Annotated in this window: 22 protein-coding genes; 20 read left to right on the forward strand and 2 right to left on the reverse strand. The window is 62.1% G+C overall.

Going from position 1 to position 25,212, the window contains the following annotated elements; genetic code table 11:
- From uppS to ispD, 19 genes are all read left to right on the forward strand, one after another.
- On the forward strand, positions 1–747 hold the full coding sequence (uppS, locus tag OEG79_RS06935; RefSeq protein WP_264148054.1) for a polyprenyl diphosphate synthase: 747 nt from the start codon (positions 1–3) through the stop codon (positions 745–747).
- A complete protein-coding gene (locus OEG79_RS06940) occupies positions 747–1,562 on the forward strand; it encodes a phosphatidate cytidylyltransferase (RefSeq protein WP_264148055.1) in 816 nt (271 codons plus the stop codon). Before uppS ends, OEG79_RS06940 begins: the two co-directional genes overlap by 1 nt.
- Complete coding sequence (gene ispC, locus OEG79_RS06945) at positions 1,559–2,743, forward strand: 1-deoxy-D-xylulose-5-phosphate reductoisomerase (RefSeq protein WP_264148056.1); 1,185 nt, start codon at positions 1,559–1,561, stop codon at positions 2,741–2,743. Before OEG79_RS06940 ends, ispC begins: the two co-directional genes overlap by 4 nt.
- Before the next feature lie 64 nt (positions 2,744–2,807).
- Positions 2,808–4,160 (forward strand): sigma E protease regulator RseP, encoded by a 1,353-nt coding sequence (rseP, locus tag OEG79_RS06950; protein WP_264148057.1) that lies wholly within the window; start codon positions 2,808–2,810, stop codon positions 4,158–4,160.
- An 85-nt stretch (positions 4,161–4,245) separates the two neighbouring features.
- Positions 4,246–6,606: an outer membrane protein assembly factor BamA gene (gene bamA / locus OEG79_RS06955; protein WP_264148058.1), complete on the forward strand. Its 2,361-nt coding sequence runs from the start codon at positions 4,246–4,248 to the stop codon at positions 6,604–6,606.
- 44 nt (positions 6,607–6,650) lie between these two features.
- Entirely contained in the window at positions 6,651–7,154 is a 504-nt protein-coding gene (locus OEG79_RS06960) for an OmpH family outer membrane protein (protein WP_013716416.1), read from the forward strand.
- A complete protein-coding gene (lpxD, locus tag OEG79_RS06965) occupies positions 7,151–8,212 on the forward strand; it encodes a UDP-3-O-(3-hydroxymyristoyl)glucosamine N-acyltransferase (protein WP_264148686.1) in 1,062 nt (353 codons plus the stop codon). The genes OEG79_RS06960 and lpxD overlap by 4 nt, the downstream gene beginning before the upstream one ends.
- 47 nt (positions 8,213–8,259) lie before the next feature.
- A complete protein-coding gene (gene fabZ, locus OEG79_RS06970) occupies positions 8,260–8,700 on the forward strand; it encodes a 3-hydroxyacyl-ACP dehydratase FabZ (protein WP_017363778.1) in 441 nt (146 codons plus the stop codon).
- Positions 8,697–9,473: an acyl-ACP--UDP-N-acetylglucosamine O-acyltransferase gene (gene lpxA, locus OEG79_RS06975; RefSeq protein WP_264148059.1), complete on the forward strand. Its 777-nt coding sequence runs from the start codon at positions 8,697–8,699 to the stop codon at positions 9,471–9,473. The genes fabZ and lpxA overlap by 4 nt, the downstream gene beginning before the upstream one ends.
- Before the next feature lie 5 nt (positions 9,474–9,478).
- Positions 9,479–10,612 carry a lipid-A-disaccharide synthase gene (gene lpxB / locus OEG79_RS06980; protein WP_264148060.1) on the forward strand — a complete coding sequence of 378 codons (1,134 nt, stop codon included), beginning with the start codon at positions 9,479–9,481 and terminating at the stop codon, positions 10,610–10,612.
- The gene (gene rnhB / locus OEG79_RS06985) at positions 10,612–11,238 is read left to right on the forward strand and encodes a ribonuclease HII (protein ID WP_264148061.1); all 627 of its coding nucleotides are present in this window, start codon (positions 10,612–10,614) and stop codon (positions 11,236–11,238) included. Before lpxB ends, rnhB begins: the two co-directional genes overlap by 1 nt.
- Positions 11,239–11,309: 71 nt before the next feature.
- Entirely contained in the window at positions 11,310–14,840 is a 3,531-nt protein-coding gene (gene dnaE / locus OEG79_RS06990) for a DNA polymerase III subunit alpha (protein ID WP_264148062.1), read from the forward strand.
- Positions 14,841–14,977: 137 nt separating this feature from the next.
- Positions 14,978–15,928, forward strand: a complete 951-nt coding sequence (locus OEG79_RS06995) for an acetyl-CoA carboxylase carboxyltransferase subunit alpha (protein WP_264148063.1) — start codon at positions 14,978–14,980, stop codon at positions 15,926–15,928.
- Positions 15,929–15,985: 57 nt separating this feature from the next.
- Positions 15,986–17,308, forward strand: coding sequence for a tRNA lysidine(34) synthetase TilS (gene tilS, locus OEG79_RS07000; protein ID WP_264148064.1), 1,323 nt, complete (start codon positions 15,986–15,988; stop codon positions 17,306–17,308).
- A 150-nt stretch (positions 17,309–17,458) separates the two neighbouring features.
- Positions 17,459–19,090, forward strand: coding sequence for a CTP synthase (locus OEG79_RS07005; protein WP_264148065.1), 1,632 nt, complete (start codon positions 17,459–17,461; stop codon positions 19,088–19,090).
- Positions 19,091–19,093: 3 nt separating this feature from the next.
- Positions 19,094–19,939 (forward strand): 3-deoxy-8-phosphooctulonate synthase, encoded by an 846-nt coding sequence (gene kdsA, locus OEG79_RS07010; RefSeq protein WP_264148066.1) that lies wholly within the window; start codon positions 19,094–19,096, stop codon positions 19,937–19,939.
- A 147-nt stretch (positions 19,940–20,086) separates the two neighbouring features.
- Positions 20,087–21,376: a phosphopyruvate hydratase gene (gene eno / locus OEG79_RS07015; RefSeq protein ID WP_264148067.1), complete on the forward strand. Its 1,290-nt coding sequence runs from the start codon at positions 20,087–20,089 to the stop codon at positions 21,374–21,376.
- A gap of 177 nt (positions 21,377–21,553) precedes the next feature.
- Positions 21,554–21,832, forward strand: coding sequence for a septum formation initiator family protein (locus tag OEG79_RS07020; protein ID WP_264148068.1), 279 nt, complete (start codon positions 21,554–21,556; stop codon positions 21,830–21,832).
- Positions 21,829–22,527 carry a 2-C-methyl-D-erythritol 4-phosphate cytidylyltransferase gene (ispD, locus tag OEG79_RS07025; RefSeq protein ID WP_264148069.1) on the forward strand — a complete coding sequence of 233 codons (699 nt, stop codon included), beginning with the start codon at positions 21,829–21,831 and terminating at the stop codon, positions 22,525–22,527. The genes OEG79_RS07020 and ispD overlap by 4 nt, the downstream gene beginning before the upstream one ends.
- 13 nt (positions 22,528–22,540) lie before the next feature.
- On the opposite strand, the gene hpf is transcribed toward ispD, so the two are convergent.
- Positions 22,541–22,864 carry a ribosome hibernation-promoting factor, HPF/YfiA family gene (hpf, locus tag OEG79_RS07030; protein ID WP_264148070.1) on the reverse strand — a complete coding sequence of 108 codons (324 nt, stop codon included), beginning with the start codon at positions 22,862–22,864 and terminating at the stop codon, positions 22,541–22,543.
- Positions 22,865–23,006: 142 nt separating this feature from the next.
- On the reverse strand, positions 23,007–23,903 hold the full coding sequence (locus tag OEG79_RS07035) for a LysR substrate-binding domain-containing protein (protein WP_264148071.1): 897 nt from the start codon (positions 23,901–23,903) through the stop codon (positions 23,007–23,009).
- A gap of 175 nt (positions 23,904–24,078) precedes the next feature.
- Between OEG79_RS07035 and OEG79_RS07040 the strand changes: the two genes are divergently transcribed.
- Positions 24,079–25,191 (forward strand): S-(hydroxymethyl)glutathione dehydrogenase/class III alcohol dehydrogenase, encoded by a 1,113-nt coding sequence (locus OEG79_RS07040; RefSeq protein WP_264148072.1) that lies wholly within the window; start codon positions 24,079–24,081, stop codon positions 25,189–25,191.
- Positions 25,192–25,212: the final 21 nt, after the last annotated feature.

A 25,212-nucleotide genomic window follows, 5' to 3' on the forward strand; every position in this document is an offset into this window, starting at 1 on the left:
ATGGACAAGAACAAGCAGGGGGCGGTGCCGCGGCATGTCGCCATCATCATGGATGGCAACAACCGTTGGGCGAAGAAGCGCCTGTTGCCGGGTGTGGCTGGGCACAAGGCCGGGGTCGATGCGGTTCGCGCGGTGATCGAGGTGTGTGCCGAGTCGGGCGTCGAGGTGCTGACCCTATTCGCCTTCTCCAGTGAAAACTGGCAGCGCCCGGCCGAAGAGGTCGGTGCGCTGATGGAGTTGTTCCTCGGCGCCTTGCGGCGCGAGGCGAAGCGTTTGCTCGACAACGACATAAGCCTGCGCATCATTGGTGACCGTTCGCGTTTCCATCCCGAGCTGCAGGCTGCCATGCGTGAAGCGGAGCAGCTGACCGCAGGAAACCGTCGCTTTACCCTGCAGGTCGCGGCCAACTACGGCGGGCAGTGGGATATCGCTCAGGCCGCTCAGCGCCTGGCGCGTGAGGTGCAGGCGGGGCATCTGCAGCCCGAAGACATCACCCCGCAATTGCTTCAGGGGTGTCTGGCTACCGGTGATCTGCCTTTGCCCGACCTGTGCATACGCACCGGTGGCGAGCACCGCATCAGCAATTTCCTTCTGTGGCAGTTGGCATACAGCGAACTGTACTTCTCCGACCTTTACTGGCCGGACTTCAAGCACGAGGCCATGCGCAAGGCGCTGGCCGATTTCGCTACCCGCCAGCGTCGCTTCGGCAAGACCAGCGAGCAGGTGGAAGCTGAGGCGCGCTCTTAATGCTCAAACAACGATTCATTACGGCGCTGGTGCTGCTACCCATCGCTCTGGGTGGGTTTTTCCTGCTCGACGGCGGTGCTTTCGCGCTGTTCATCGGTGCGGTGGTCACTCTGGGTGCCTGGGAGTGGGCGCGTCTTGCAGGGTTCGAGGCGCAGTTGCTGCGTGTGGTCTACGCAGTGGTCGTGGCTGCGCTGCTCGGCTTGCTCCATCTGCTCCCGGCTGTCGCTCCGGTTCTGCTGGTGCTGGCAGTTCTCTGGTGGTTGGTCGCGACCCTGTTGGTGCTGACTTATCCCGATAGCAGCCGTTACTGGGGTGGTGTGCCGGGTCGTTTGCTGATCGGCCTGCTGATTCTCCTGCCGGCATGGCAAGGGCTGGTTCTGCTTAAGCAATGGCCGCAGGCCAATGGGCTGATTATCGCGGTGATGGCGCTGGTCTGGGGGGCGGATATCGGTGCCTACTTCGCCGGCAAAACCTTCGGCAAGCGCAAACTGGCGCCCAAGGTCAGCCCGGGCAAGAGCTGGGAAGGCTTGTATGGTGGCCTCGCGGCCAGCCTGCTGATCACTCTGGCGGTCGGGCTGCAGCAGGATTGGTCGAGCAAGGGGCTGTTTCTTGCCATGGCCGGTGCTGCTGTGGTGGTGCTGATCTCCGTGGTCGGTGATCTGACCGAGAGCATGTTCAAGCGTCAATCCGGAATCAAGGACAGCAGCAACCTGCTGCCGGGTCATGGGGGCGTGCTGGATCGTATCGACAGCCTGACCGCGGCCATTCCCGTGTTCGCCACGCTGCTGTGGCTGGCTGGTTGGGGTTCGCTGTGAGCGCAGTGCAGCAGGTCACCGTGCTGGGGGCTACCGGCTCCATCGGTCTCAGCACGCTGGATGTGATCGCCCGCCATCCGGAACGCTACCAGGTTTTCGCTCTGACCGGTTTTTCCCGACTGGCGCAATTGCAGGCGCTGTGCCTGCAGCATCGGCCACGCTACGCGGTAGTACCAGATAGCGACTCGGCGCGCGCCCTGCAGGCCGAGTTGCGTGCAGCCGGGCTTGTCACTGAAGTGCTGGTCGGCGAAGAGGGGCTTTGCTCGGTATCTGCCGATGCGGCTGTCGACTGCGTGATGGCTGCCATAGTCGGGGCTGCCGGGCTCAAGCCGACGCTGGCAGCAGTAAAGGCTGGCAAGAAGGTGCTGCTGGCCAACAAGGAGGCGCTGGTGATGTCCGGCGCTCTGTTCATGCAGGCGGTGCGGGAGAGTGGTGCCACCCTCCTGCCGATCGACAGTGAGCACAACGCCATCTTCCAGTGCCTGCCGGGAGACTATGCGCGCGGGCTGCAGGCTGTTGGCGTGCGTCGCGTGCTGCTGACGGCGTCCGGCGGTCCGTTTCGCCAGACGCCGCTTGCCGAGCTGGAGCGTGTCACGCCGGAACAGGCTTGTGCGCATCCGAACTGGTCGATGGGGCGCAAGATCTCGGTTGATTCGGCGAGCATGATGAACAAGGGGCTGGAGATGATCGAGGCCTGCTGGTTGTTCGATGCCCGCCCCGAGCAGATCGAGGTGGTCATCCACCGGCAGAGCGTGATCCATTCCCTGGTCGATTACGTCGACGGTTCGGTCCTCGCCCAGCTGGGCAATCCGGACATGCGTACGCCTATTGCTCATGCTCTGGCCTGGCCGGAGCGTATCGAGTCGGGGGTGCCGCCTCTGGACCTGTTCGCCGTCGGTCGCCTGGATTTCGAGCGTCCGGACGAGCAGCGCTTTCCCTGTCTGCGCCTGGCCCGCGAGGTGGCGCAGGTTGGGGGCAGTGCACCGGCGATGCTCAATGCGGCCAACGAGGTGGCGGTGGAGGCTTTCCTGCAGCGGCGCATCCGCTTCACCGATATCGCAGGTATGATCGAGTCCGTGCTGAACGCGCAGCCGTCGCAGGCTGTCGAAGCGCTCGACGCGGTATTCGAGGCGGATGCACGGGCGCGTGAGCTGGCCGGTCAGTGGCTCGCGGGCCGTTGATGGGACTGCCGTCGCAGCGGCGTGTGCCAGAACCTGAGCGGCCCATGGGGCTGGAGAAAGTGAAATGAGTGGGTTGTATATGCTGGTTGGCACCCTGATTGCGCTGGGTGTCCTGGTGACTTTTCACGAATACGGACACTTCTGGGTGGCCCGTCGCTGCGGCGTCAAGGTTCTGCGTTTTTCCGTCGGTTTCGGTACGCCGCTGCTGCGCTGGCATGATCGCCACGGCACGGAATTCGTCGTGGCCGCCATCCCGCTGGGTGGCTACGTCAAGATGCTCGATGAGCGTGAAGGCGATGTTCCGCCCGAGTTGGTCGAGCAGTCCTTCAATCGCAAGAGCGTGCGCCAGCGCATCGCTATCGTCGCCGCCGGCCCGGCGGCCAATTTTCTGCTGGCGCTGCTGTTCTTCTGGTTCGTGGCCATGCTCGGTAGCCAGCAGGTGCGTCCGGTCATCGGTGCGGTGCAGCCGGAGAGCCTGGCGGAAGCGGCCGGGTTGCGCGCGGGGCAGGAAATCGTCGCGGTCAATGGTCAGGCCACCAGCGGTTGGGCAGCGGTCAATCTGCAGCTGGTACGGCGTCTGGGCGAAAGTGGCACGCTGGAGCTGCGGGTGACCGAGCCGGGTTCCACCGCCGAAACGCCCAGGCAGGTGCAACTGGACAACTGGCTGCGTGGTGTCGATGAGCCCGATCCGATCGGCTCGCTGGGTATTCGTCCCTGGCGTCCGGTGCTGGAACCGGTGCTGGCTGAAGTCGACCCCAAGGGGCCGGCCCACGCCGCAGGGCTGCGGGCGGGTGATCGTCTGCTGGCGCTCGACGACCAGCCGCTGGCCGATTGGCAGGACCTGGTCGACCGCGTACGTGCGTTGCCGGGTGAGACGGTCGCGCTGCATTTCGAGCGCGACGGGCAGGTTCAGGATGTACGCCTGACCCTGGCGTCGCGAGGGGAGGGTGAGGCCCGCAGTGGCTACCTGGGTGCCGGCGTTCAGGGTGTCGAATGGCCGCCGGAAATGCTCCGCGAGGTGCGTTACGGCCCGCTCGAAGGTGTCTTCGAAGGTATGCGTCAGACCTGGGCCATGAGCCTGCTGACCCTCGATTCGCTGAAGAAAATGCTGTTCGGAGAGCTCTCGGTAAAAAACTTGAGTGGGCCGATAACCATTGCTAAAGTGGCGGGCGCTTCAGCTGAGTCAGGGCTGGGGGATTTCCTGAAATTCCTTGCATATCTGAGTATTAGCCTGGGGGTTCTCAATCTGCTTCCCATTCCCGTACTGGATGGTGGGCATCTGCTGTTTTATCTGGTCGAGTGGGTGCGTGGTCGCCCCTTGTCTGAGCGGGTTCAGGGTTGGGGGATGCAGATCGGCATCAGTCTGGTCATCGGGGTCATGCTGCTTGCCCTGGTCAACGATCTCAGCCGTCTGTAAGCATTGCTGAATACGTTCTTTGAGATTTAAAGAAGTGTCGCTCAGGCGGCAGTTTTTATCGTCAGTTGGAATAAGAAAGGACTTCATGAAACGTCTGCTGCTACCTGCGGTACTGTCCGCATTGATGATCGCCGAAGTTCACGCTGAGTCCTTCACCATCTCCGATATACGCGTCAATGGCCTGCAGCGGGTGTCTGCGGGCAGCGTGTTTGGCGCGCTGCCGCTCAACGTGGGCGAGCAGGTGGATGATCGCCAGCTGGTCGATGCCACCCGCTCCCTGTTCCGCACCGGCTTCTTCCAGGACATCCAGCTTGGTCGCGATGGCGACGTGCTGGTCGTCACCGTGGTCGAGCGTCCTTCCATCTCCGGTATCGAGATCGAAGGCAACAAGGCCATCACCACCGAAGATCTGCTCAAGGGCCTGAATCAGTCCGGTCTGGCCGAAGGCGAGATCTTCCAGCGCGCCACCCTCGAAGGTGTGCGTAACGAGCTGCAACGCCAGTACGTTGCCCAAGGCCGCTATTCGGCCGAGATCGAGGCCGAAGTGATTCCGCAGCCGCGTAACCGCGTGGCGCTGAAGATCACCATCAACGAAGGTACCGTGGCAGCCATTTCCCACATCAACGTGGTCGGCAACACCGTATTCTCCGATGAAGACCTGGTGGATCTGTTCGAGCTGAAGACCACCAACTGGCTGTCCTTCTTCAAGAACGACGACAAGTACGCCCGCGAGAAGCTGTCCGGTGACCTGGAGCGTCTGCGTTCCTACTACCTGGACCGCGGCTACATCAACATGGATATCAGCTCTACCCAGGTATCCATCACCCCGGACAAGAAGCACGTCTACATCACCGTCAACGTCGAAGAGGGCGAGAAGTACAGCGTCCGCGACGTGAAACTGTCCGGTGATCTCAAGGTTCCGGAAGAGGACGTGCGTGCACTGCTGCTGGTCAAGGAAGGGCAGGTCTTCTCGCGCAAGATCATGACCACCACCAGCGAACTGATCACCCGTCGCCTGGGTAACGAGGGTTATACCTTCGCCAACGTCAACGGCGTGCCGGAAGCGCACGACGAGGACAACACCGTCTCCATCACCTTCTTCGTCGACCCGGGCAAGCGTGCCTACGTCAACCGCATCAACTTCCGCGGCAATACCAAGTCCGAAGACGAGGTGCTGCGCCGTGAAATGCGTCAGATGGAAGGTGGCTGGGCTTCAACCTACCTGATCGACCAGTCCAAGGTTCGTCTGGAGCGTCTGGGCTTCTTCAAGGAAGTCAACGTCGAAACCCCGCAGGTACCGGGTACCGACGATCAGATCGACGTCAACTACAGCGTCGAAGAGCAGCCGTCCGGCTCCATCACCGCCAGTGTCGGTTTCGCCCAGAACGCCGGTCTGATTCTGGGTGGTTCGATCAGTCAGAACAACTTCCTGGGTACCGGTAACAGGGTCAGCATCGGTCTGACCCGCAGTGAATACCAGACCCGCTACAGCTTCGGCTTCGTTGACCCCTACTGGACCGTCGATGGTGTCAGCCTGGGTTACAACGCTTTCTACCGCACCACCGACTACGACGAGCTCGATGTCGACGTATCCAGCTACTCGGTGGACAGCCTCGGTGCCGGTATCAACATCGGTTACCCGATCAGTGAGACCTCGCGTCTGAGCTACGGCCTGACCGTGCAGCAGGACAGTATCGATACCGGTCGTTATACCGTTGACGAAATCTTCGATTTCATCGATGCCGAGGGTGACAACTACCTGAACTTCAAGGGCTCCATCGGTTGGTCCGAGTCGACCCTGAACCGTGGCGTTCTGGCCAACCGCGGCCATTCGCAGAGCTTGGTATTTGAAACCACCTTGCCAGGTAGCGACCTGTCGTTCTACAAGCTCGACTACCGCGGCCAGGTGTTCACCCCGATCAGCGACAACTACACCCTGCGCTTCCACACTCAGCTGGGTTATGGCGAAAGTTACGGTAGCACTGCGGAACTGCCGTTCTACGAACATTACTACGCAGGTGGTTTCAATTCGGTGCGTGGCTTTGAGGACAGCAGCCTCGGCCCGCGCAGCACGCCAAGCACCGGCACCAAGCCAGGCACCCTGCGTGACCCGGATCAAGACCCGCTGCCGTTCGGTGGTAACGTTCTGGTGCAGGGCGGTGTCGAGATGCTCTTCCCGCTGCCATTCGTCAAGGATCAGCGTTCGCTGCGTACCGCGCTGTTCTGGGACGTGGGTAACGTGTTCGACACCAACTGCTCGTCCAGTCAGAAGAAGCTCAGCGACAGCTGCGACATCGATTTCAGCAACCTGGCCAGCTCCGTGGGTGTTGGTCTGACCTGGATCACCGCGCTTGGCCCGCTGAGTTTCAGTCTGGCCATGCCGATCAAGAAGCCGGATGATGCCGATACCCAGGTATTCCAGTTCTCCCTGGGCCAGACCTTCTAAAAGTCATTCACCGAAAGCCAACAGTTTTGTTGCAGGAGTGCATTGTGCGTAAGTTGACTCAACTGGTTCTGTTCACCGCCGCTCTGATCGCCACTCCGGCGTTCGCCGAGATGAAGGTGGCCGTGCTGAACTATCAGATGGCGCTGCTCGAGTCGGATGCGGCCAAGCGCTATGCGGTGGATGCCGAAAAGAAATTCGGTCCCCAGCTGAACAAGCTCAAGACCCTGGAAAGCGACGCCAAGCGCATTCAGGATCGCATGGTAAAAGACGGCGAGAAAATGCAGCAGGCCGAGCGCGAGCGCCTCGAGCTCGAATTCAAGCAGAAGGCCCGTGACTTTCAGTTCCAGTCCAAGGAGCTGAACGAAGCCAAGGCCATCGCTGACCGCGAGATGCTGGCCAAGCTCAAGCCGAACCTGGACAAGGCCGTCGAGGAAGTGATCAAGAACGGCAACTTCGACCTGGTGCTCGAGCGCGGTGCGGTGATCGATGTCAAACCTCAGTACGACATCACTCGCCAAGTCATCGAGCGCATGAACCAGATGCGCTGAGTATGAGTGTGACAGTTACTCTCGGCCAGCTGGCCGAGCGCCTTGGCGCCACCTTGCGTGGCGCTGAAGCCAAGGTCATCACGGGCCTGGCCACCTTGCAGGAGGCCGGGCCCGAGCAATTGAGCTTCCTGGCCAACGCCCAGTACCGCAAGTACCTGGCGCAGACCCAGGCCGGCGCCGTGTTGCTGACCGCAGCCGACGCCGAAGGCTACGCTGGTGATGCCCTGATCGTTGCCAATCCCTATCTCGCCTACGCTCAGCTTTCCCACCTGTTCGATCGCAAGCCCAAGGCTGCCGCCGGCATTCATGCCACTGCTCAGGTGGCTGAGGATGCCGTGGTCGATCCGAGTGCCAGCATCGGCCCCTATGCGGTCATCGAGAGCGGTGCACGCATCGGTGCTGAGGTCAGCATCGGTGCCCATTGCGTGATCGGCGCTCGCAGCGTGATCGGCGATGGCGGCTGGCTGGCTCCGCGCGTGACGCTGTACCACGACGTACGGATCGGCAAGCGTGTGGTGATCCAGTCCGGTGCGGTGATTGGCGGTGAAGGTTTCGGGTTTGCCAACGAAAAGGGCGTCTGGCAGAAGATCGCGCAGATCGGTGGGGTGACCATCGGCGACGACGTCGAGATTGGTGCCAACACCACGGTGGATCGCGGTGCGTTGTCCGACACCCTGATCGGCAATGGCGTGAAGCTGGACAACCAGATCATGATCGCGCACAACGTGCAGGTCGGTGACAACACCGCCATGGCCGGTTGCTGCGGCATTTCCGGCAGCACCAAGATCGGCAGGAACTGCATGATCGCCGGCGGTGTGGGCATGGTGGGTCATATCGAGGTGTGCGACAACGTGTTCGTCACCGGAATGACCATGGTGACCCGTTCCATCACCGAGCCGGGCGCCTATTCTTCCGGTACCGCCATGCAGCCGGCAGGCGAGTGGAAGAAGAGCGCAGCCCGCATTCGTCAGCTGGACGAGATGGCCAGGCGTCTGCGTGAGCTGGAAAAACAGCTGGCCGCCGTGACCCAGACGGCAAACGTCTCATCTGATGCCTGAGCACGGCGTGACCGTGCTCTTTTCTTTTCATACAGGCTAAACCGGACATGATGGACATCAACGAAATTCGTGAATATTTGCCGCACCGCTATCCGTTCCTGCTGGTGGATCGTGTGGTGGACCTGGACGTCGAAGGCAAGACTGTTCGCGCCTACAAGAATGTCAGCATCAATGAGCCGTTCTTCAACGGACATTTCCCGGAACACCCGATCATGCCGGGTGTGCTGATCATCGAAGCCATGGCGCAGGCTGCCGGTATCCTCGGCTTCAAGATGATGGGCGTCAAACCGGCCGATGGCACCCTGTACTACTTCGTCGGTTCCGACAAGCTGCGCTTCCGTTCACCCGTGACTCCTGGCGATCAGCTTGTACTGGAGGCGAAGTATCTGAGCGACCGTCGCAGCATCTGGAAATTCGAGTGCCGTGCCACCGTCGATGGCAAGGAAGTCTGCTCTGCTGAAATCATCTGTGCGGAACGCAAGCTATGAGTTCGATTGACCCTCGAGCGATCATCGACCCCAGTGCCAGATTGGCTGACGACGTCGTCGTCGGCCCCTGGAGCATTGTCGGGCCCGATGTGGAAGTCGGCGAGGGTACAGTCATCGGCCCGCACGTAGTGCTCAAAGGGCCGACCGTGATTGGCAAGCACAACCGTATCTACCAGTTTTCCTCGATTGGTGAAGACACCCCGGATCTGAAGTACAAGGGGGAGCCGACGCGACTGGTGATCGGCGATCACAACACGATCCGCGAAGGCGTCACCATTCACCGTGGCACCGTGCAGGATCGCAGCGAAACCACCGTTGGTGATCACAACCTGATCATGGCCTATGCCCATATCGGCCATGACAGCGTGATAGGCAATCACTGCATCCTGGTCAACAACACGGCGCTGGCCGGACATGTCTGGGTAGACGACTGGGCCATCCTGTCCGGTTATACCCTGGTGCATCAGTTCTGCCGTATCGGCGCGCACAGCTTCTCCGGCATGGGCACCGCCATCGGCAAGGACGTTCCGGCGTTCGTCACGGTATTCGGCAACCCGGCCGAGGCGCGCAGCATGAACTTCGAAGGCATGCGCCGCCGCGGTTTTTCCGCTGAAGCCATCGCCGCCTTGCGCAAGGCCTACAAGCTGGTCTATCGCCAGGGATTGACGGTGGAACAGGCGCTGAATGAGTTGGCCGAGTCCGCTGCGCAATTCCCGGAAGTGGCGATCTTCCGTGACTCCGTCCAGGCTTCCACCCGCGGCATCACCCGCTGATTCCTATGGCCAGACCCCTTCGCGTCGCACTGGTCGCCGGTGAGGCGTCCGGTGACATCCTCGGCTCAGGCCTGATGCAGGCCATCAAGCAACGCTATCCGGATGCCGAGTTCATCGGCGTCGGTGGCGCGCGCATGGAGGCCGAGGGGCTGAAATCCTACTTCCCCATGGAGCGTCTGGCAGTCATGGGGCTGGTCGAAGTGCTCGGCCGGCTGTTTGAACTGCTCGGTCGCCGCCGTCAGCTCGCTCGTGACCTCATTGCGGCGCAGCCGGACGTGTTCATCGGCATCGATGCGCCCGACTTCAACCTGGGCCTGGAACTCAAGCTGCGCCGTGCCGGTATCAAGACCGTGCATTACGTCAGCCCTTCGGTCTGGGCCTGGCGGCAGAAGCGGGTGCTGAAGATTCGTGAAGCCTGCGACCTGATGCTGACCCTGTTTCCCTTCGAGGCGCAGTTCTACGATGCGCATCAGGTGCCGGTGCGCTTCGTCGGTCATCCGCTGGCCGACGCGATACCGCAGCAAGCGGACCGTGCCGCTGCGCGCGAAGCGCTGGATCTGCCGCAGGATGAGCCTGTGATCGCCCTGATGCCGGGGAGTCGCGGCGGTGAGGTTGCGCGCCTCGGCGAGCTGTTTCTAGACGCCGCGATCCGCCTGCGTGCACTGCGCCCCGGTGTTCGTTTCCTCCTGCCTTGCGCCACGCCCGAACGCCGCGCGCAACTGGAGCAGATGCTCGCCGGGCGTGACCTGCCTTTGACGCTGCTCGACGGTCGATCCCATGAGGTGCTGGCCGCTTGCGATGCGGTGCTGATCGCCTCCGGTACCGCGACTCTGGAGGCATTGCTGTACAAGCGTCCGATGGTGGTGGCCTACCGCGTGGCGCCGCTGACCTATCGGATCCTCAAGCGTCTGGTGAAAAGTCCCTATATCTCGTTGCCCAACCTGCTGGCCGAGCGTTTGCTGGTACCCGAGCTGATTCAGGACGCGGCCACGCCGGATGCGCTGGCTCAGGCCGTGGCGCCGCTGATCGACGGGGGGCAGGTGCAGACCGAGGGTTTCGATGTGATCCATCGTGCATTGCGCTGCGACGCTTCGGTGTCGGCGGCTGACGCTGTGCTCAGACTGGCTGGGCGAGCCTGATGCAGCTGGGACTCGACTTCACGTTGGTGGAAGAGCTGGTCGCCGGCGTTGACGAAGTCGGCCGTGGCCCGCTTTGTGGCGCCGTGGTGACGGCGGCGGTGATTCTCGATCCGGCGCGGCCGATCATGGGGCTGAACGACTCGAAGAAGCTCACCGAAGCGCGCCGCGAAGTGCTGTTCGACGAGATCCGCGAGAAGGCCCTGGCCTGGTGCATCGCCCGCGCCGAAGTGGAGGAAATCGACCGCCTGAACATCCTGCATGCCACCATGCTGGCGATGCAGCGGGCTGTCGAGGGTTTGAATGTGATGCCGAAACTGGCGCTGATCGATGGCAATCGCTGCCCCAAGCTTGCAGTACCCAGTGCTCCGGTGGTCAAGGGCGACAGTCGGGTGCCGGCCATTGCCGCCGCCTCGATCCTGGCCAAGGTCAGCCGAGACCGCGAGATGGTCGAGATGGACCGTCTCTACCCCGGCTACGGAATCGCCGGTCACAAGGGCTATCCCACTCCCGTTCATCTCGAAGCGCTGCAGCGTCTGGGGCCGACGCCCATCCATCGGCGTTCCTTCGCTCCGGTACGCGCGCTGCTCGAGCCTGCGGCCGCAAATTGCATCGTCGCTGCGATCTGAACCTCTGGCCCTAAGCCAGACCCTCTTAGGCTACAATCGGCGCTTTGTCGTTTTCACCTGCAAGGCCGCCCATGACCCAAGCTTTCGTCCACCTGCGTCTGCACACCGAATACTCCCTGGTCGATGGTCTGGTACGGGTCAAACCGCTGATCAAGGCTGTCGCCGGGGCCGGCATGCCGGCGGTGGCCGTCACCGATATGAGCAACATGTGCTCGCTGGTGAAGTTCTACAAGGCCGCCATGGGCGCCGGCGTCAAGCCCATCTGCGGTGCCGATATCTGGATGGCCAGCGCCGAGGAAGACGGCCCGCTGACTCGCCTGACCTTGCTGGTGATGAATGCCAAGGGTTACCGTAATCTTACCGAGCTGATCTCCCGCGGCTGGGCCGAAGGGCAGAGCAACGATCTGGTGATCATCCAGCGCGACTGGGTCAAGGACGCTGCCGAGGGTCTGATCGCATTGTCCGGTGCGCGGGAGGGCGAGGTCGGCCAGGCGTTGCTGGCCGGTGATGAGGCGCTGGCCGAAACGCGCCTGCGCGAGTGGATGGCGGCGTTTCCGGACCGTTTCTATCTGGAAGTGCAGCGCACCAGTCGTGTCGGTGATGAAGAATACCTGCACGCGGCCGTGGCCCTGGCCGATCGTGTCGAGGCGCCGCTGGTAGCCACCAACGATGTGCGTTTCATCAAGCAGGATGACTTCGAAGCGCACGAAACGCGCGTCTGTATCGGTGAAGGCCGCACCCTGGACGATCCGCGCCGGCCGCGCAATTACTCCGATCAGCAGTACCTGAAAAACGCCGCAGAAATGTGGGAGCTGTTTTCCGACTTGCCGGAGGCGCTGGAAAACACCGTCGAGATCGCCAAACGCTGCAATATCGAAGTGCAGCTCGGCAAATACTTCCTGCCCGATTTCCCCACGCCCAATGGCATGGGTATCGACGACTACCTGCGTCATGCCTCCTTCGAGGGCCTCGAAGAGCGTCTCAAGGTACTGCTGCCCAAGGACACGCCGGACTACGAGGCGAAGAGGCAGGTCTATGTCGACCGTCTCAACTTCGAGCTCGATATCATCATCCAGATGGGTTTCCCCGGTTACTTCCTGATCGTTATGGACTTCATCCAGTGGGCCAAGAACAACGGCGTGCCGGTCGGTCCTGGCCGGGGGTCGGGTGCCGGCTCGCTGGTGGCCTACGTGTTGAAGATCACCGACCTCGATCCGCTGGCCTACGACCTGCTGTTCGAACGCTTCCTCAACCCTGAACGTATTTCCATGCCCGACTTCGACGTCGACTTCTGCATGGATGGTCGTGACCGGGTGATCGACTACGTGGCCGAGAAATACGGGCGCAACGCGGTGAGTCAGATCATCACCTTCGGCTCGATGGCGGCCAAGGCCGTGGTGCGCGACGTGGCGCGCGCGCAGGGTAAGTCCTACGGCCTGGCCGATCGCCTGTCGAAAATGATTCCCTTCGAAGTCGGCATGACTCTGGAGAAGGCCTACGAGATGGAGGAGCCGCTGCGCGAGTTCCTCAAGAACGACGAGGAAGCCCAGGAAATCTGGGACATGTCGCTCAAGCTCGAAGGTATCGTCCGCGGTACCGGCAAGCACGCCGGTGGCGTGGTGATCGCGCCGACCAAACTCACCGACTTCTCGCCAATCGCCTGTGACGAGGAGGGTGGTGGTCTGGTGACACAGTTCGACAAGGACGACGTCGAACAGGCCGGCCTGGTCAAGTTCGACTTCCTCGGTCTGCGTACCCTGACCATCATCAAGTGGGCGATGGAGACCATTCATCGCATCCAGAAGCGCGATGGCGCCTCGGACGAGGAACTGGTCAACATCGACTTTATCCCCCTGGATGACAAGAAAACCTACGACATGCTGCAGAAGGCGGAGACCACTGCAGTCTTCCAGCTTGAATCGCGCGGCATGAAGGAACTGATCAAGAAGCTCAAGCCCGACTGTCTGGAAGACATGATCGCACTGGTGGCTCTGTTCCGCCCCGGTCCGCTGCAATCCGGCATGGTGGACGACTTCATCAACCGCAAGCACGGCCGTGCCGAACTGTCCTATCCGCACCCGGACTATCAGTACGCCGGCCTGGAGCCGGTGCTCAAGCCCACTTACGGCATCATCCTGTACCAGGAGCAGGTGATGCAGATCGCTCAGGTGATGGCTGGTTACACCCTCGGCGGTGCGGACATGCTGCGCCGCGCCATGGGCAAGAAGAAGCCCGAGGAGATGGCCAAGCAGCGCGGCGGCTTCATCGAGGGCTGCGCGAACAACGGCATCGATGCCGAGCTGGCGGGCAACATCTTCGACCTGGTGGAAAAATTTGCCGGTTACGGCTTCAACAAGTCGCACTCCGCCGCCTACGGCCTGGTTTCGTACCAGACTGCCTGGCTCAAGGCGCATTACCCGGCACCATTCATGGCTGCGGTGCTGTCGGCGGATATGCACAACACCGACAAGGTGGTGATCCTGGTGGAGGAGTGTCGCAACATGAAGTTGCGCATCGATCCGCCGGACGTGAACGTGTCCGAGTTCAAGTTCACCGTCAATGACGATGGTCGTATCGTCTACGGTCTCGGCGCGGTCAAGGGTGTGGGCGAGGGGCCGGTCGAGGCCATCGTCGAATGCCGTGCTGAAGGCGGGCCGTTCAAGGATCTGTTCGACTTCTGCAACCGCGTCGACCTCAAGCGCATCAACAAGCGCACCCTGGAAGCGCTGATTCGCAGTGGTGCGCTGGATCGCCTGGGTCCGTATTACCAGGACGAGCTCAAGGCCTACCAGGCCAGCGTGGACAAGAACCGCGCCGTGCTGCTGGCTTCCATGGAGGAGGCCGTGCAGTCTGCCGAGCAGACCGCTCGTAGCGCCGAAAGTGGTCACATGGACCTGTTCGGCGGCCTGTTTGCCGAGCCCGAGGCAGACGTCTACGCCAACCACCGCAAGGCTCGCGAACTGCCGATCAAGGAGCGTCTGAAAGGCGAAAAGGACACCCTGGGCATCTACCTGTCCGGTCACCCCATCGACGAATACGAAGGCGAGATCCGTCGTTTCGCCCGTCAGCGCATTGTCGAGCTGAAGCCGGCGCGCGATACCCAGACCATTGCCGGGATGATCGTCAACCTGCGGGTGATGAAGAACAAGAAGGGCGACAAGATGGGCTTCATTACCCTCGACGACCGCTCCGGCCGCATCGAAGCGTCGCTGTTCGCCGATGCTTTCGCCAGTAACCAGGCTCTGCTGCAGAACGACGCGCTGGTGGTGGTCGAGGGTGAAGTGAGCAATGACGACTTTTCCGGCGGCCTGCGTCTGCGCGCCAAGCGCGTGATGAGCCTTGAAGAAGCGCGTACCAGTCTGGCTGACAGCCTGCGGGTAAAGGTGGCAAGCGACGCGCTCAAGGGTGATCGCCTGCGCTGGTTGGCCGAGCTGTGCAGCAAGCACAAGGGCGCCTGCCCGGTGACCGTCGACTACAGTGGCGAGGAGGCCCGCGCCTTGCTTCAATTCGGCGATGCCTGGCGAATCGACCCGGCGGACACTTTGATTCAGGCATTGCGTGACCAGTTCGGGCGCGACAACGTCTTTTTGCACTACCGCTGATATCTGAGAGGAAAATTCCTCTTCGTGACAGCAGAGGCACCCGAGGGTGTCGACCCGCTGCGCCCTATCCCTTAAGGTAGGGCGCCCAATGGATACAGCTCCCCGGCCACTTGGCCGTCGACGCAAGACGGATGACTATGAACCCGAATTTCCTCGATTTCGAACAGCCGATCGCCGACCTGCAAGCCAAGATCGAAGAGCTACGTCTGGTTGGTAATGACAACGCGCTGAACATCGGCGACGAGATTGCCCGCCTGCAGGACAAGAGCAGCGCCCTGACCGAAAGCATCTTCGGCAATCTGACCAGCTGGCAGATCGCGCAGCTCGCGCGCCATCCGCGCCGCCCCTACACCCTGGACTACATCCAGCACATCTTCACCGAGTTCGATGAACTGCACGGTGACCGTCACTTCTCCGATGACGCCGCCATCGTTGGTGGCGTGGCGCGCCTGGGTGATCAGCCGGTGATGATCATCGGTCACCAGAAGGGCCGCGAAGTGCGCGAGAAGGTGCGCCGCAACTTCGGTATGCCGCGCCCCGAGGGCTATCGCAAGGCCTGCCGTCTGATGGAAATGGCCGAGCGCTTCAAGATGCCGATTCTCACCTTCATCGATACTCCCGGCGCCTATCCGGGCATTGATGCCGAAGAGCGCGGCCAGAGCGAGGCCATTGCCTGGAACCTGCGGGTGATGGCGCGTCTGAAAACCCCGATCATCGCAACCGTGATCGGCGAGGGTGGTTCCGGCGGTGCGCTGGCCATCGGCGTCTGCGATCAGCTGAACATGCTGCAGTACTCCACCTATTCGGTGATTTCGCCGGAAGGCTGTGCCTCGATCCTGTGGCGTACCGCCGAAAAGGCGCCGGATGCCGCCGAGGCCATGGGCATCACTGCCGAGCGTTTGAAGGACCTGGGCATTGTCGATCAGGTTATCGCCGAACCACTGGGCGGCGCGCACCGTGATCCGGCCGCAGCCTCGGAGTCGATCCGTCAGGAGCTGATCAAGCAGCTGGCCAGTCTGCAGGAGCATGATACCGATGCACTGCTCAAGCGCCGTTATGATCGCCTGATGAGCTACGGCATCGCCTGAGTCGTTCTGTGCACATCTCAACGGGCCTTCGGGCCCGTTGTTGTTTAAGCTTGAACAATGACTGCTCTCGAACTACGCCTGCGCCAGGCTTTGCAGCCATGGCGTACGGTTCCTGCCTGGCGTATCGCATTCTCCGGTGGCCTGGATTCCAGCGTGCTGCTGCATTTGCTCGCCGACTGGGCGCGACAGGAACAATTGCCGCCGCTCAGTGCCGTGCATGTTCACCACGGCCTGCAAGCGGCGGCCGATGCCTGGCCAGGGCATTGCGAGCGCGTCTGCGAGCAGTTGGACATTCCTCTGGAAATCGTCAGGGTCCAAGTGGTGCCAGGCGCGAGTATGGAGCAGGCCGCGCGGCGTTCGCGTTACGCGGCATTCAGTGATCGGCTGGGGCAGGGCGAAGTGTTGCTTGGCGCCCAGCATCGTGACGATCAGGCCGAAACCCTGCTGTTTCGTTTGCTGCGGGGTGCGGGTGTGCGCGGGCTGGCTGCCATGCCGGCCAGTCGGTCACTGGGACAAGGCGTGCTGGTGCGGCCGCTGCTCGACTGCTCGCGCGCCGAGTTGCAGGCTTATGCGCAAAGTCATGGTCTGGTTTGGGTCGAGGACCCGAGCAATGCCGACCAGCGTTTCAGCCGCAATTTTCTGCGCAGGCAGGTAATGCCGCTGCTGGCTGAGCGCTGGCCTCAGGTCACTGCAAACTTTGCGCGCAGCGCCGGTCACCTGAGCGAAGCTGGGCAACTGCTGGATGAGCTGGCGCTGCTGGATATGGCGACAGCGCGTGGCGAGTCGGCCTTTCCCTGGTTGCCGCTGCCCTCTCTGGATCTTGCGGCTGTCGCCGCGCTGAGTGATGCGCGGCAACGCAATCTATTGAGGCACTGGTTGGCACCGTTGAGCCGAATGCCTGATAGCGATCACTGGGCTGGTTGGTATGACCTGCGTGATGCGGCCACGGATGCGACACCGATCTGGAAGCTGGCCGAGGGTGAGTTGCACCGCGCCGATGGTCGCTTGTGGTGGCTCAGTGGTGACTGGCTGATACCGCCGCAGCCGCTGGATCTACCCGTCGGTCCGCTTGCCGGACCGGTCGAGCTGCCTGGCAACGGTCGCGTGCATCTGTCTGGTGAGCTGCCGCCTGGTCGCTGGCATCTGCGTTACCGTCGGGGTGGCGAGTCGCTGCAGTTGGCGGAGCGTGGCAGGCGGGACCTCAAGCGTCTGCTCAATGAAATGCGCGTGCCGGCATTCGTCCGTCCGCGTCTGCCGCTGCTGTTCGATGGCGATGAACTGATGGCGATAGCGAATCTGACGCAAGCGCCGGGAATAGAGACCTGCGGGGTGCATCTGCACTGGTCGCCGCCTATCGGCGCGCAAGGTTTGAGCTGGTAAGGCCTTTCGGGTAGACTACGCTCCCGTCTTAATACAGCTTTTGCCGACTCCCTCAGGGAGCTTGGCGAGCTTGCCATTGTGTTGTCGATGGCGCTCCTTCGCTTTCCCCGGCGGCACTGACCGCTTAAACGCAGACTTCTAGGGTTTTTCATGACGCGCTACATCTTCGTCACGGGTGGTGTTGTTTCTTCATTGGGGAAAGGCATCGCCTCGGCTTCACTGGCGGCCATCCTGGAGGCGCGGGGCCTGAAGGTCACCATGCTCAAGCTGGACCCTTACATCAACGTCGATCCGGGCACCATGAGCCCGTTCCAGCACGGTGAGGTGTTCGTCACCCACGACGGCGCCGAGACCGACCTCGACCTGGGTCACTACGAGCGCTTCATCCGCACCACGATGAGCAAGAGCAACAACTTCACCACCGGCCGCGTGTACGAAGACGTGCTGCGCAAGGAGCGCCGTGGTGACTACCTGGGTGCCACCATCCAGGTCATCCCGCACATCACCGACGAGATCAAGCGCCGCATCATCAAGGGTGCCGGTGATGCCGACGTGGCCTTGGTGGAAATCGGCGGCACCGTGGGCGACATCGAGTCGCAGCCGTTTCTCGAAGCCATTCGCCAGCTGCGTGTGGAAGTGGGCGCCAAGCGCGCCATGCTGATGCACCTGACTCTGGTACCGTACATCGCCACTGCCGGCGAGACCAAGACCAAGCCTACTCAGCACTCGGTCAAGGAGCTGCGTTCCATCGGCCTGCAGCCTGATGTGCTGGTGTGCCGTTCCGATCATCCGATCGATGTGTCATCGCGTCGCAAGATCGCCCTGTTCACCAACGTCGAAGAGCGCGCGGTGATCAGCCTGGAAGACGTCGACACCATCTACAAGATCCCGGGCGTGCTGCATGCCCAGGGCCTGGACGACTTCGTCGTCGAGCGGTTCGGCCTGCAGTGTGGCCCGGCCGACCTGTCCGAGTGGGATCGCGTGGTTGATGCCAAGCTCAACCCGGAAAAAGAAGTCACCATCGCCATGGTCGGCAAGTACATGGAGCTGCTGGACGCGTACAAGTCGCTGATCGAAGCGATGAGCCACGCCGGCATCCAGAACCGCACCAAGGTCAACCTGCGCTACATCGATTCCGAAGACATCGAGAATCAGGGCACGGCACTGCTCGAAGGCGTCGACGCCATCCTGGTGCCGGGCGGCTTCGGTCTGCGTGGCGTGGAAGGCAAGATCAAGACCGTGCAGTACGCTCGCGAGAACAAGATCCCGTACCTGGGTATCTGCCTCGGCATGCAGGTGGCGGTGATCGAATACGCCCGTAACGTGGTGGGCTGGGCCGATGCCAACTCCTCCGAGTTCGACATGGCTAGCGGCCACCCGGTGGTCGGCCTGATCACCGAGTGGCAGGACGCGACCGGCGAAGTGGAAACCCGCAGCGTGAACTCCGACCTGGGCGGCACCATGCGCCTGGGTGCCCAGGAGTGTCAGTTGCAGCCCGGCTCGCTGGTGCATGGCTGCTATGGCAAGGACGTGATCGTCGAGCGCCACCGCCACCGTTACGAAGTGAACAACAACCTGCTGCCGACGTTGACCGAGGCGGGCCTGAAGGTCACTGGTCGTTCCGGTGACGGCGCGCTGGTCGAAGTGGTCGAGGCGCCGGATCACCCCTGGTTCGTCGCTTGCCAGTTCCACCCGGAATTCACCTCCACGCCGCGCGACGGCCACCCGCTGTTCAGTGGTTTCGTCAATGCTGCGCTGGCGCAGAAAGCGAAGAAGGTCTGACCCATGGCGCAGAAGATCATCAAGGTCCGCGATATCGAGATCGCCAACGACAAGCCGTTCGTGCTGTTCGGTGGCATCAACGTACTCGAATCGCGTGACCTGGCCATGCAGGCCTGCGAGGAATACGTACGGGTGACCGAGAAGCTCGGCATCCCATACGTGTTCAAGGCCAGCTTCGACAAGGCCAACCGCTCCTCCATCACCTCCTTCCGTGGTCCGGGCCTGGAAGAGGGCATGAAGATCTTCGAGGAAGTGAAGAAGACCTTCGGCGTGCCGGTGATCACCGACGTCCACGAGCCGCATCAGGCTGCTGCCGTAGCCGAGGTTTGCGACATCATCCAGCTGCCAGCCTTCCTTTCGCGGCAGACCGATCTGGTGGTGGCCATGGCCAAGACCGGTGCGGTGATCAATATCAAGAAGGCGCAGTTCCTCGCCCCGCAGGAGATGAAACACATCCTGCGCAAGTGCGAGGAGGCCGGTAATGACCAACTGATTCTCTGCGAGCGCGGCTCCTCCTTCGGTTACAACAACCTGGTGGTGGACATGCTCGGCTTCGGCATCATGAAGCAGTTCGAATACCCGGTGTTCTTCGACGTGACCCATGCCCTGCAGATGCCGGGTGGCCGTTCCGACTCCGCTGGTGGTCGTCGTGCCCAGGTCACCGATCTGGCCAAGGCCGGCATGAGCCAGGGTCTGGCGGGTCTGTTCCTGGAGGCGCATCCGGATCCGGAGAACGCCAAGTGCGACGGCCCATGCGCCTTGCGCCTGAACAAGCTGGAGCCGTTCCTCGCTCAGCTCAAGCAGCTTGACGATCTGGTGAAGAGTTTTCCGCCAATCGAGACTGCCTGAACCGAGCGCAATCCGGTAAAGTGCCGCCCCAGCAAAATCCCCCTGACCCGTGAGTCAGAGTGAGCCGTCGATCTGCCCTCGGGCGGCGGCGGCCCAGTGCAGCCTGCTGCTGCCGTCTTATCGTCAACCTTTGGAGCGTTATCAAGAATGGCAAAGATCGTCGACATCAAGGGTCGTGAGGTTCTCGACTCCCGTGGCAACCCCACTGTGGAAGCCGATGTAATTCTGGAAGGTGGGATTGTCGGCAGCGCTTGCGCTCCGTCTGGCGCCTCCACCGGCTCGCGCGAAGCGCTGGAGCTGCGTGACGGCGACAAGAGCCGTTACCTGGGAAAGGGCGTGCTGAAAGCCGTCGCCAACATCAACGGCCCGATCCGCGACCTGCTGCTGGGCAAGGACGCGGCTGATCAGAAGGCTCTGGACCGCGCGATGATCGAACTCGACGGTACCGAGAACAAGGCCAAGCTGGGCGCCAACGCCATCCTCGCCGTCTCCCTGGCTGCTGCCAAGGCTGCTGCACAGGCCAAGGGTGTGCCGCTGTACGCGCACATCGCCGACCTCAACGGCACGCCGGGTGTGTACTCCATGCCGGTGCCGATGATGAATATCATCAATGGCGGCGAGCATGCCGACAACAACGTCGACATTCAGGAATTCATGGTCCAGCCGGTTGGTGCCAAGACCTTCGCCGATGCCCTGCGCATGGGCGCCGAGATCTTCCATCACCTGAAAGCCGTGCTCAAGGCTCGTGGCCTGAATACTGCCGTCGGTGACGAAGGCGGCTTCGCGCCGAACCTGGCATCCAACGAAGATGCCCTGGCTGCCATCGCCGAAGCAGTGGCCAACGCCGGCTACAAACTGGGCGACGACGTCACCCTGGCTCTGGACTGCGCCTCCTCCGAATTCTACAAGGACGGTCAGTACGACCTGGCTGGCGAAGGCAAGGTGTTCAGCGCTGAAGGTTTCGCCGACTACCTGGCCGGCCTGACCCAGCGTTACCCGATCATCTCCATCGAAGACGGCATGGACGAGTCCGACTGGGCCGGCTGGAAAGTGCTGACCGACAAGATCGGCGAGAAGGTGCAGCTGGTCGGCGACGACCTGTTCGTTACCAACACCAAGATTCTCAAGCGCGGCATCGACGAGAAGATCGGCAACTCGATCCTGATCAAGTTCAACCAGATCGGCTCGCTGACCGAGACCCTGGAAGCCATCCAGATGGCCAAGGCCGCCGGCTTCACCGCGGTGATTTCGCACCGCAGCGGCGAGACCGAAGACAGCACTATCGCCGACCTGGCCGTGGGTACTGCCGCTGGTCAGATCAAGACTGGTTCGCTATGCCGCTCCGATCGCGTGTCCAAGTACAACCAACTGCTGCGTATCGAAGAGCAGCTGGGTGGCAAGGCACCATACAAGGGCCGTGCCGAGTTCCGCGGCTAACAACTGCGTGGTAGAAAAGGGCGACGCAAGTCGCCCTTTTTCGTGGACGCTTCGTCGATCTCTGGGAACCATTGCACGGATGCAGGTACAGAAACCCCATGTCACTCATCAGTCGGCTTCTTTTCAAGCATGAACGCAGCCCCTACCATGCCGATGACTCAATCTGCGAGCCGCTCCATGCGTAGTCCCTACTGGCTGTTCATCGCGCTGATCCTGTTGCTGGCCGGTCTGCAGTATCGTCTGTGGATCGGTGAGGGCAGCCTGGCCCAGGTAAGCCGTCTGCAGCAGCAGATTGCCGAACAGCAGGGCGAGAACGAGCGCCTGCTGGAGCGTAACCGCATCCTCGAGGCCGAGGTGATGGAGCTCAAGCGCGGCATGGAAACCGTCGAGGAGCGCGCGCGGCAGGAGCTGGGCATGCTCAAAGAGGGTGAAACCCTCTACCTGCTTACCGAATGACCACTTCCTTCTGGCTGGTGATTCCGGCGGCTGGCGTCGGCGCGCGCATGGCGGCCGACCGTCCCAAGCAGTACCTGGAGATCGCCGGGCGCTGCATTCTCGAACACAGCCTGCATTGCTTTCTCGATCATCCCGGCCTGCAGGGCGCGGTGGTGTGCGTGGCGCTGGACGATCCGTTCTGGCCGCAGCTTGCGGTTGCCAGTGATCCGCGTGTGCGTCGCGCGCCGGGTGGTCGTGAACGGGCCGATTCGGTACTGGCCGGGTTGCAGGTACTGCTTGCCGAGGGGGCAGGTGCAGAGGACTGGGTGCTTGTGCATGACGCAGCGCGCCCCAATCTCGTCCGGCAGGACCTGGATCGTCTGCTGACAAGCCTGGCCGATGATCCGGTGGGTGGCCTGCTGGCGGTGCCGGCGCGCGATACGCTCAAGCGTGCCGGGGCCGATGGCCGGGTGGAACAGACCGTGGATCGCAGCGTGATCTGGCAGGCTTACACGCCGCAGATGTTCCGCCTGGGCGCATTGCATGACGCGCTGAGCAAGGCTCTGCAGGCGCGGGTGGCGATTACCGATGAGGCCTCGGCCATGGAGTGGGCGGGGCAGGCGCCGCGTCTGATCGAAGGCCGGGCGGATAACCTCAAGGTCACCCGCCCGGAAGATCTGCACTATCTGCAATCTTTATGGCCGCACGGCCATTGAGTCCCTTTGCGCGTCAGTGCGCCCAGCGCTTGGCATCCTTGCCCAGGTTGCGATCCAGTGCGTGGCTCAGCTTGTTCATGGCACCATCGATGGCCTGATGCAGTTCTTCGGCATCGTGGGATACCGTCAGCGGATCGCGGCCCTTCATCCGCGCCTCGACCTTGCAACGCTTGTCCTGAGGACCGCTCTTGAGCGCATTCTCATCGGAAAGGTGGACCTCGATCCGGGTGAGGTGGTCCTCGTAGCGTTGGAGTTTGCTGCGGACGCGACTGCTGATGTCTTCCTGGAAGGCCATCGAAGAGGCGACGTGCTTACCGCTGTTGACCAGAACCTGCATAACCATTTCCTCATGCTGGTGAGTTCGTGAGGCCCCTTTGCCGGGGGGGCACTGGTTGTGACGCGGTTGCCTCGTTCAAGTTTCGCCCCGGCTTGTGACATTCCATGACGGTTCAGCCTGGTGACAAGATTGTTGCAGAGCATCAGGCCGGATCTAGGTACTCGGCACGCTGGCTCAGGCCAAGGCGCAGCGCGTCGATCAGCTGGCGTACCTTTGGCGACAGGTGACGTTGCTGCGGGTAGAGCGCCCAGACCGCGGTATTGGGTGGGCGGTGCTGCTCCAGCAGGGAGATCAGCCGTCCGCTGCGCAGGTGTTCGAGCACGTAGTAGTCCGGCAACTGGCAAAGGCCGAACCCACGCAGGGCTGCGTCGAGCACGGCCTGGCCGCTGTTGCAGCGCCAGTTGCCCTGCACACGCACCTGGGTTTCCCGGCCATTTTCGGCAAAGCTCCAGTGCTCGCTGCTACCGATCAGGCAGTTATGACGGGCCAGCTCTGACAAAGAATGCGGACGACCGTAGCGCTGCAGGTATTCGGGAGCGGCGCACAGATACATTTCGCGGGGTGCCAGGCGTGCCGCCATCAGCCGCGAGTCCTGCAGGCGCCCCAGGCGAATGGCCAGGTCCAGGCCTTCGTGCAGCAGGTCGAGCTGACGGTTGGACAACTCGATATCCACCCGCAACTGCGGATGACGGGCCATGAAATCGTTCACCAGCGGCACGATGAAGCGTTCGCCGTACGCCACCGCACAGGTCATGCGCAGCAGGCCCTTGGGCTCTGCGCCGAGGTCGCCGACCGCCCGCAATGCCTCTTCGCGGGCGTCCTGCAAGCGCTGGCAGTGTTGCAGGAACAGCTGACCCGCTTCGGTCAGGGCCACGCGGCGGGTGCTGCGGTAGAACAGGCGGCTTTGCAGTCGATCTTCCAGGCGCGCTACCTGACGGCTGACCTGTGAGGTGGACAGGCCCAGCCGCTCGGCAGCCGCGCTGAACTGGCCGCATTCTGCGACCGCGACGAACTCGTCCAGACCTTCCCAGCGGCTCATAGGCATTCTTTCCAGTGGAGAATAGGGAAACGCCCCGGATTGCCTCGGGGCATCTCTTTATCGGTGCGAAATATTATCCCTGTATGGCAATAATGTTTTGCTCTTGGTGAGATTATCTCGTTTTGGCCATGAACTAGACTGCCGGCCATTGTCCACGACTCCCAGGAGAGCTGTCATGATCAAGTCCCGTGCTGCCGTCGCCTTTGCCCCGAACGAGCCCCTGAAGATCGTCGAGGTGGACGTCGAGCCGCCGAAGGCCGGCGAGGTGCTGGTACGCATCGTCGCCACCGGTGTGTGCCATACCGATGCCTACACCCTGTCCGGTGCCGATTCCGAAGGCGTGTTCCCAGCGATCCTGGGCCATGAGGGCGGTGGCATCGTCGAAGCGGTAGGCGAGGGCGTCACGTCCGTGCAGGTTGGCGATCATGTGATTCCGCTCTACACCGCCGAATGTCGCGAGTGCAAATTCTGCCTGTCGGGCAAGACCAACCTGTGCCAGAAGGTGCGTGCCACCCAGGGCAAGGGTCTGATGCCGGACGGCACCACCCGCTTCAGCTACAACGGTCAGCCGATCTATCACTACATGGGCTGCTCGACCTTCTCCGAGTACACCGTGCTGCCGGAAATTTCCCTGGCCAAGATTCCGAAGGAGGCGCCGCTGGAAAAGGTCTGCCTGCTCGGTTGTGGCGTCACCACCGGCATCGGCGCCGTGCTCAACACCGCCAAAGTGGAAGAGGGCGCTACCGTGGCCATCTTCGGCCTGGGCGGTATCGGCCTGGCAGCGATCATCGGTGCCAAGATGGCCAAGGCCTCGCGCATCATCGCCATCGATATCAACCCGTCCAAGTTCGACGTGGCCCGCGAGCTGGGTGCCACCGATTTCGTCAATCCGAAGGAGCATGACAAGCCGATCCAGGATGTGATCGTCGAAATGACCGATGGCGGCGTGGACTACAGCTTCGAGTGCGTCGGCAATGTCGACCTGATGCGTGCGGCGCTGGAGTGCTGTCACAAGGGGTGGGGCGAGTCGACCATCATCGGCGTGGCACCGGCCGGCGCCGAGATCAGCACCCGTCCGTTCCAGCTGGTGACCGGCCGCGTCTGGCGCGGCAGTGCCTTCGGTGGCGTGAAGGGGCGTACCGAGCTGTCCAGCTACGTCGAGAAGTCGCAGAGCGGCGAAATCCCGCTGGATACCTTCATCACCCATACCATGGGCCTGGAGCAGATCAACGACGCCTTTGACCTGATGCATGAAGGCAAGAGCATTCGCACCGTTATCCACTTCTGATGATGCCGGGCCGGGGGGCGT

This window comes from Pseudomonas sp. Z8(2022), from assembly GCF_025837155.1.
Lineage (GTDB): Bacteria > Pseudomonadota > Gammaproteobacteria > Pseudomonadales > Pseudomonadaceae > Aquipseudomonas.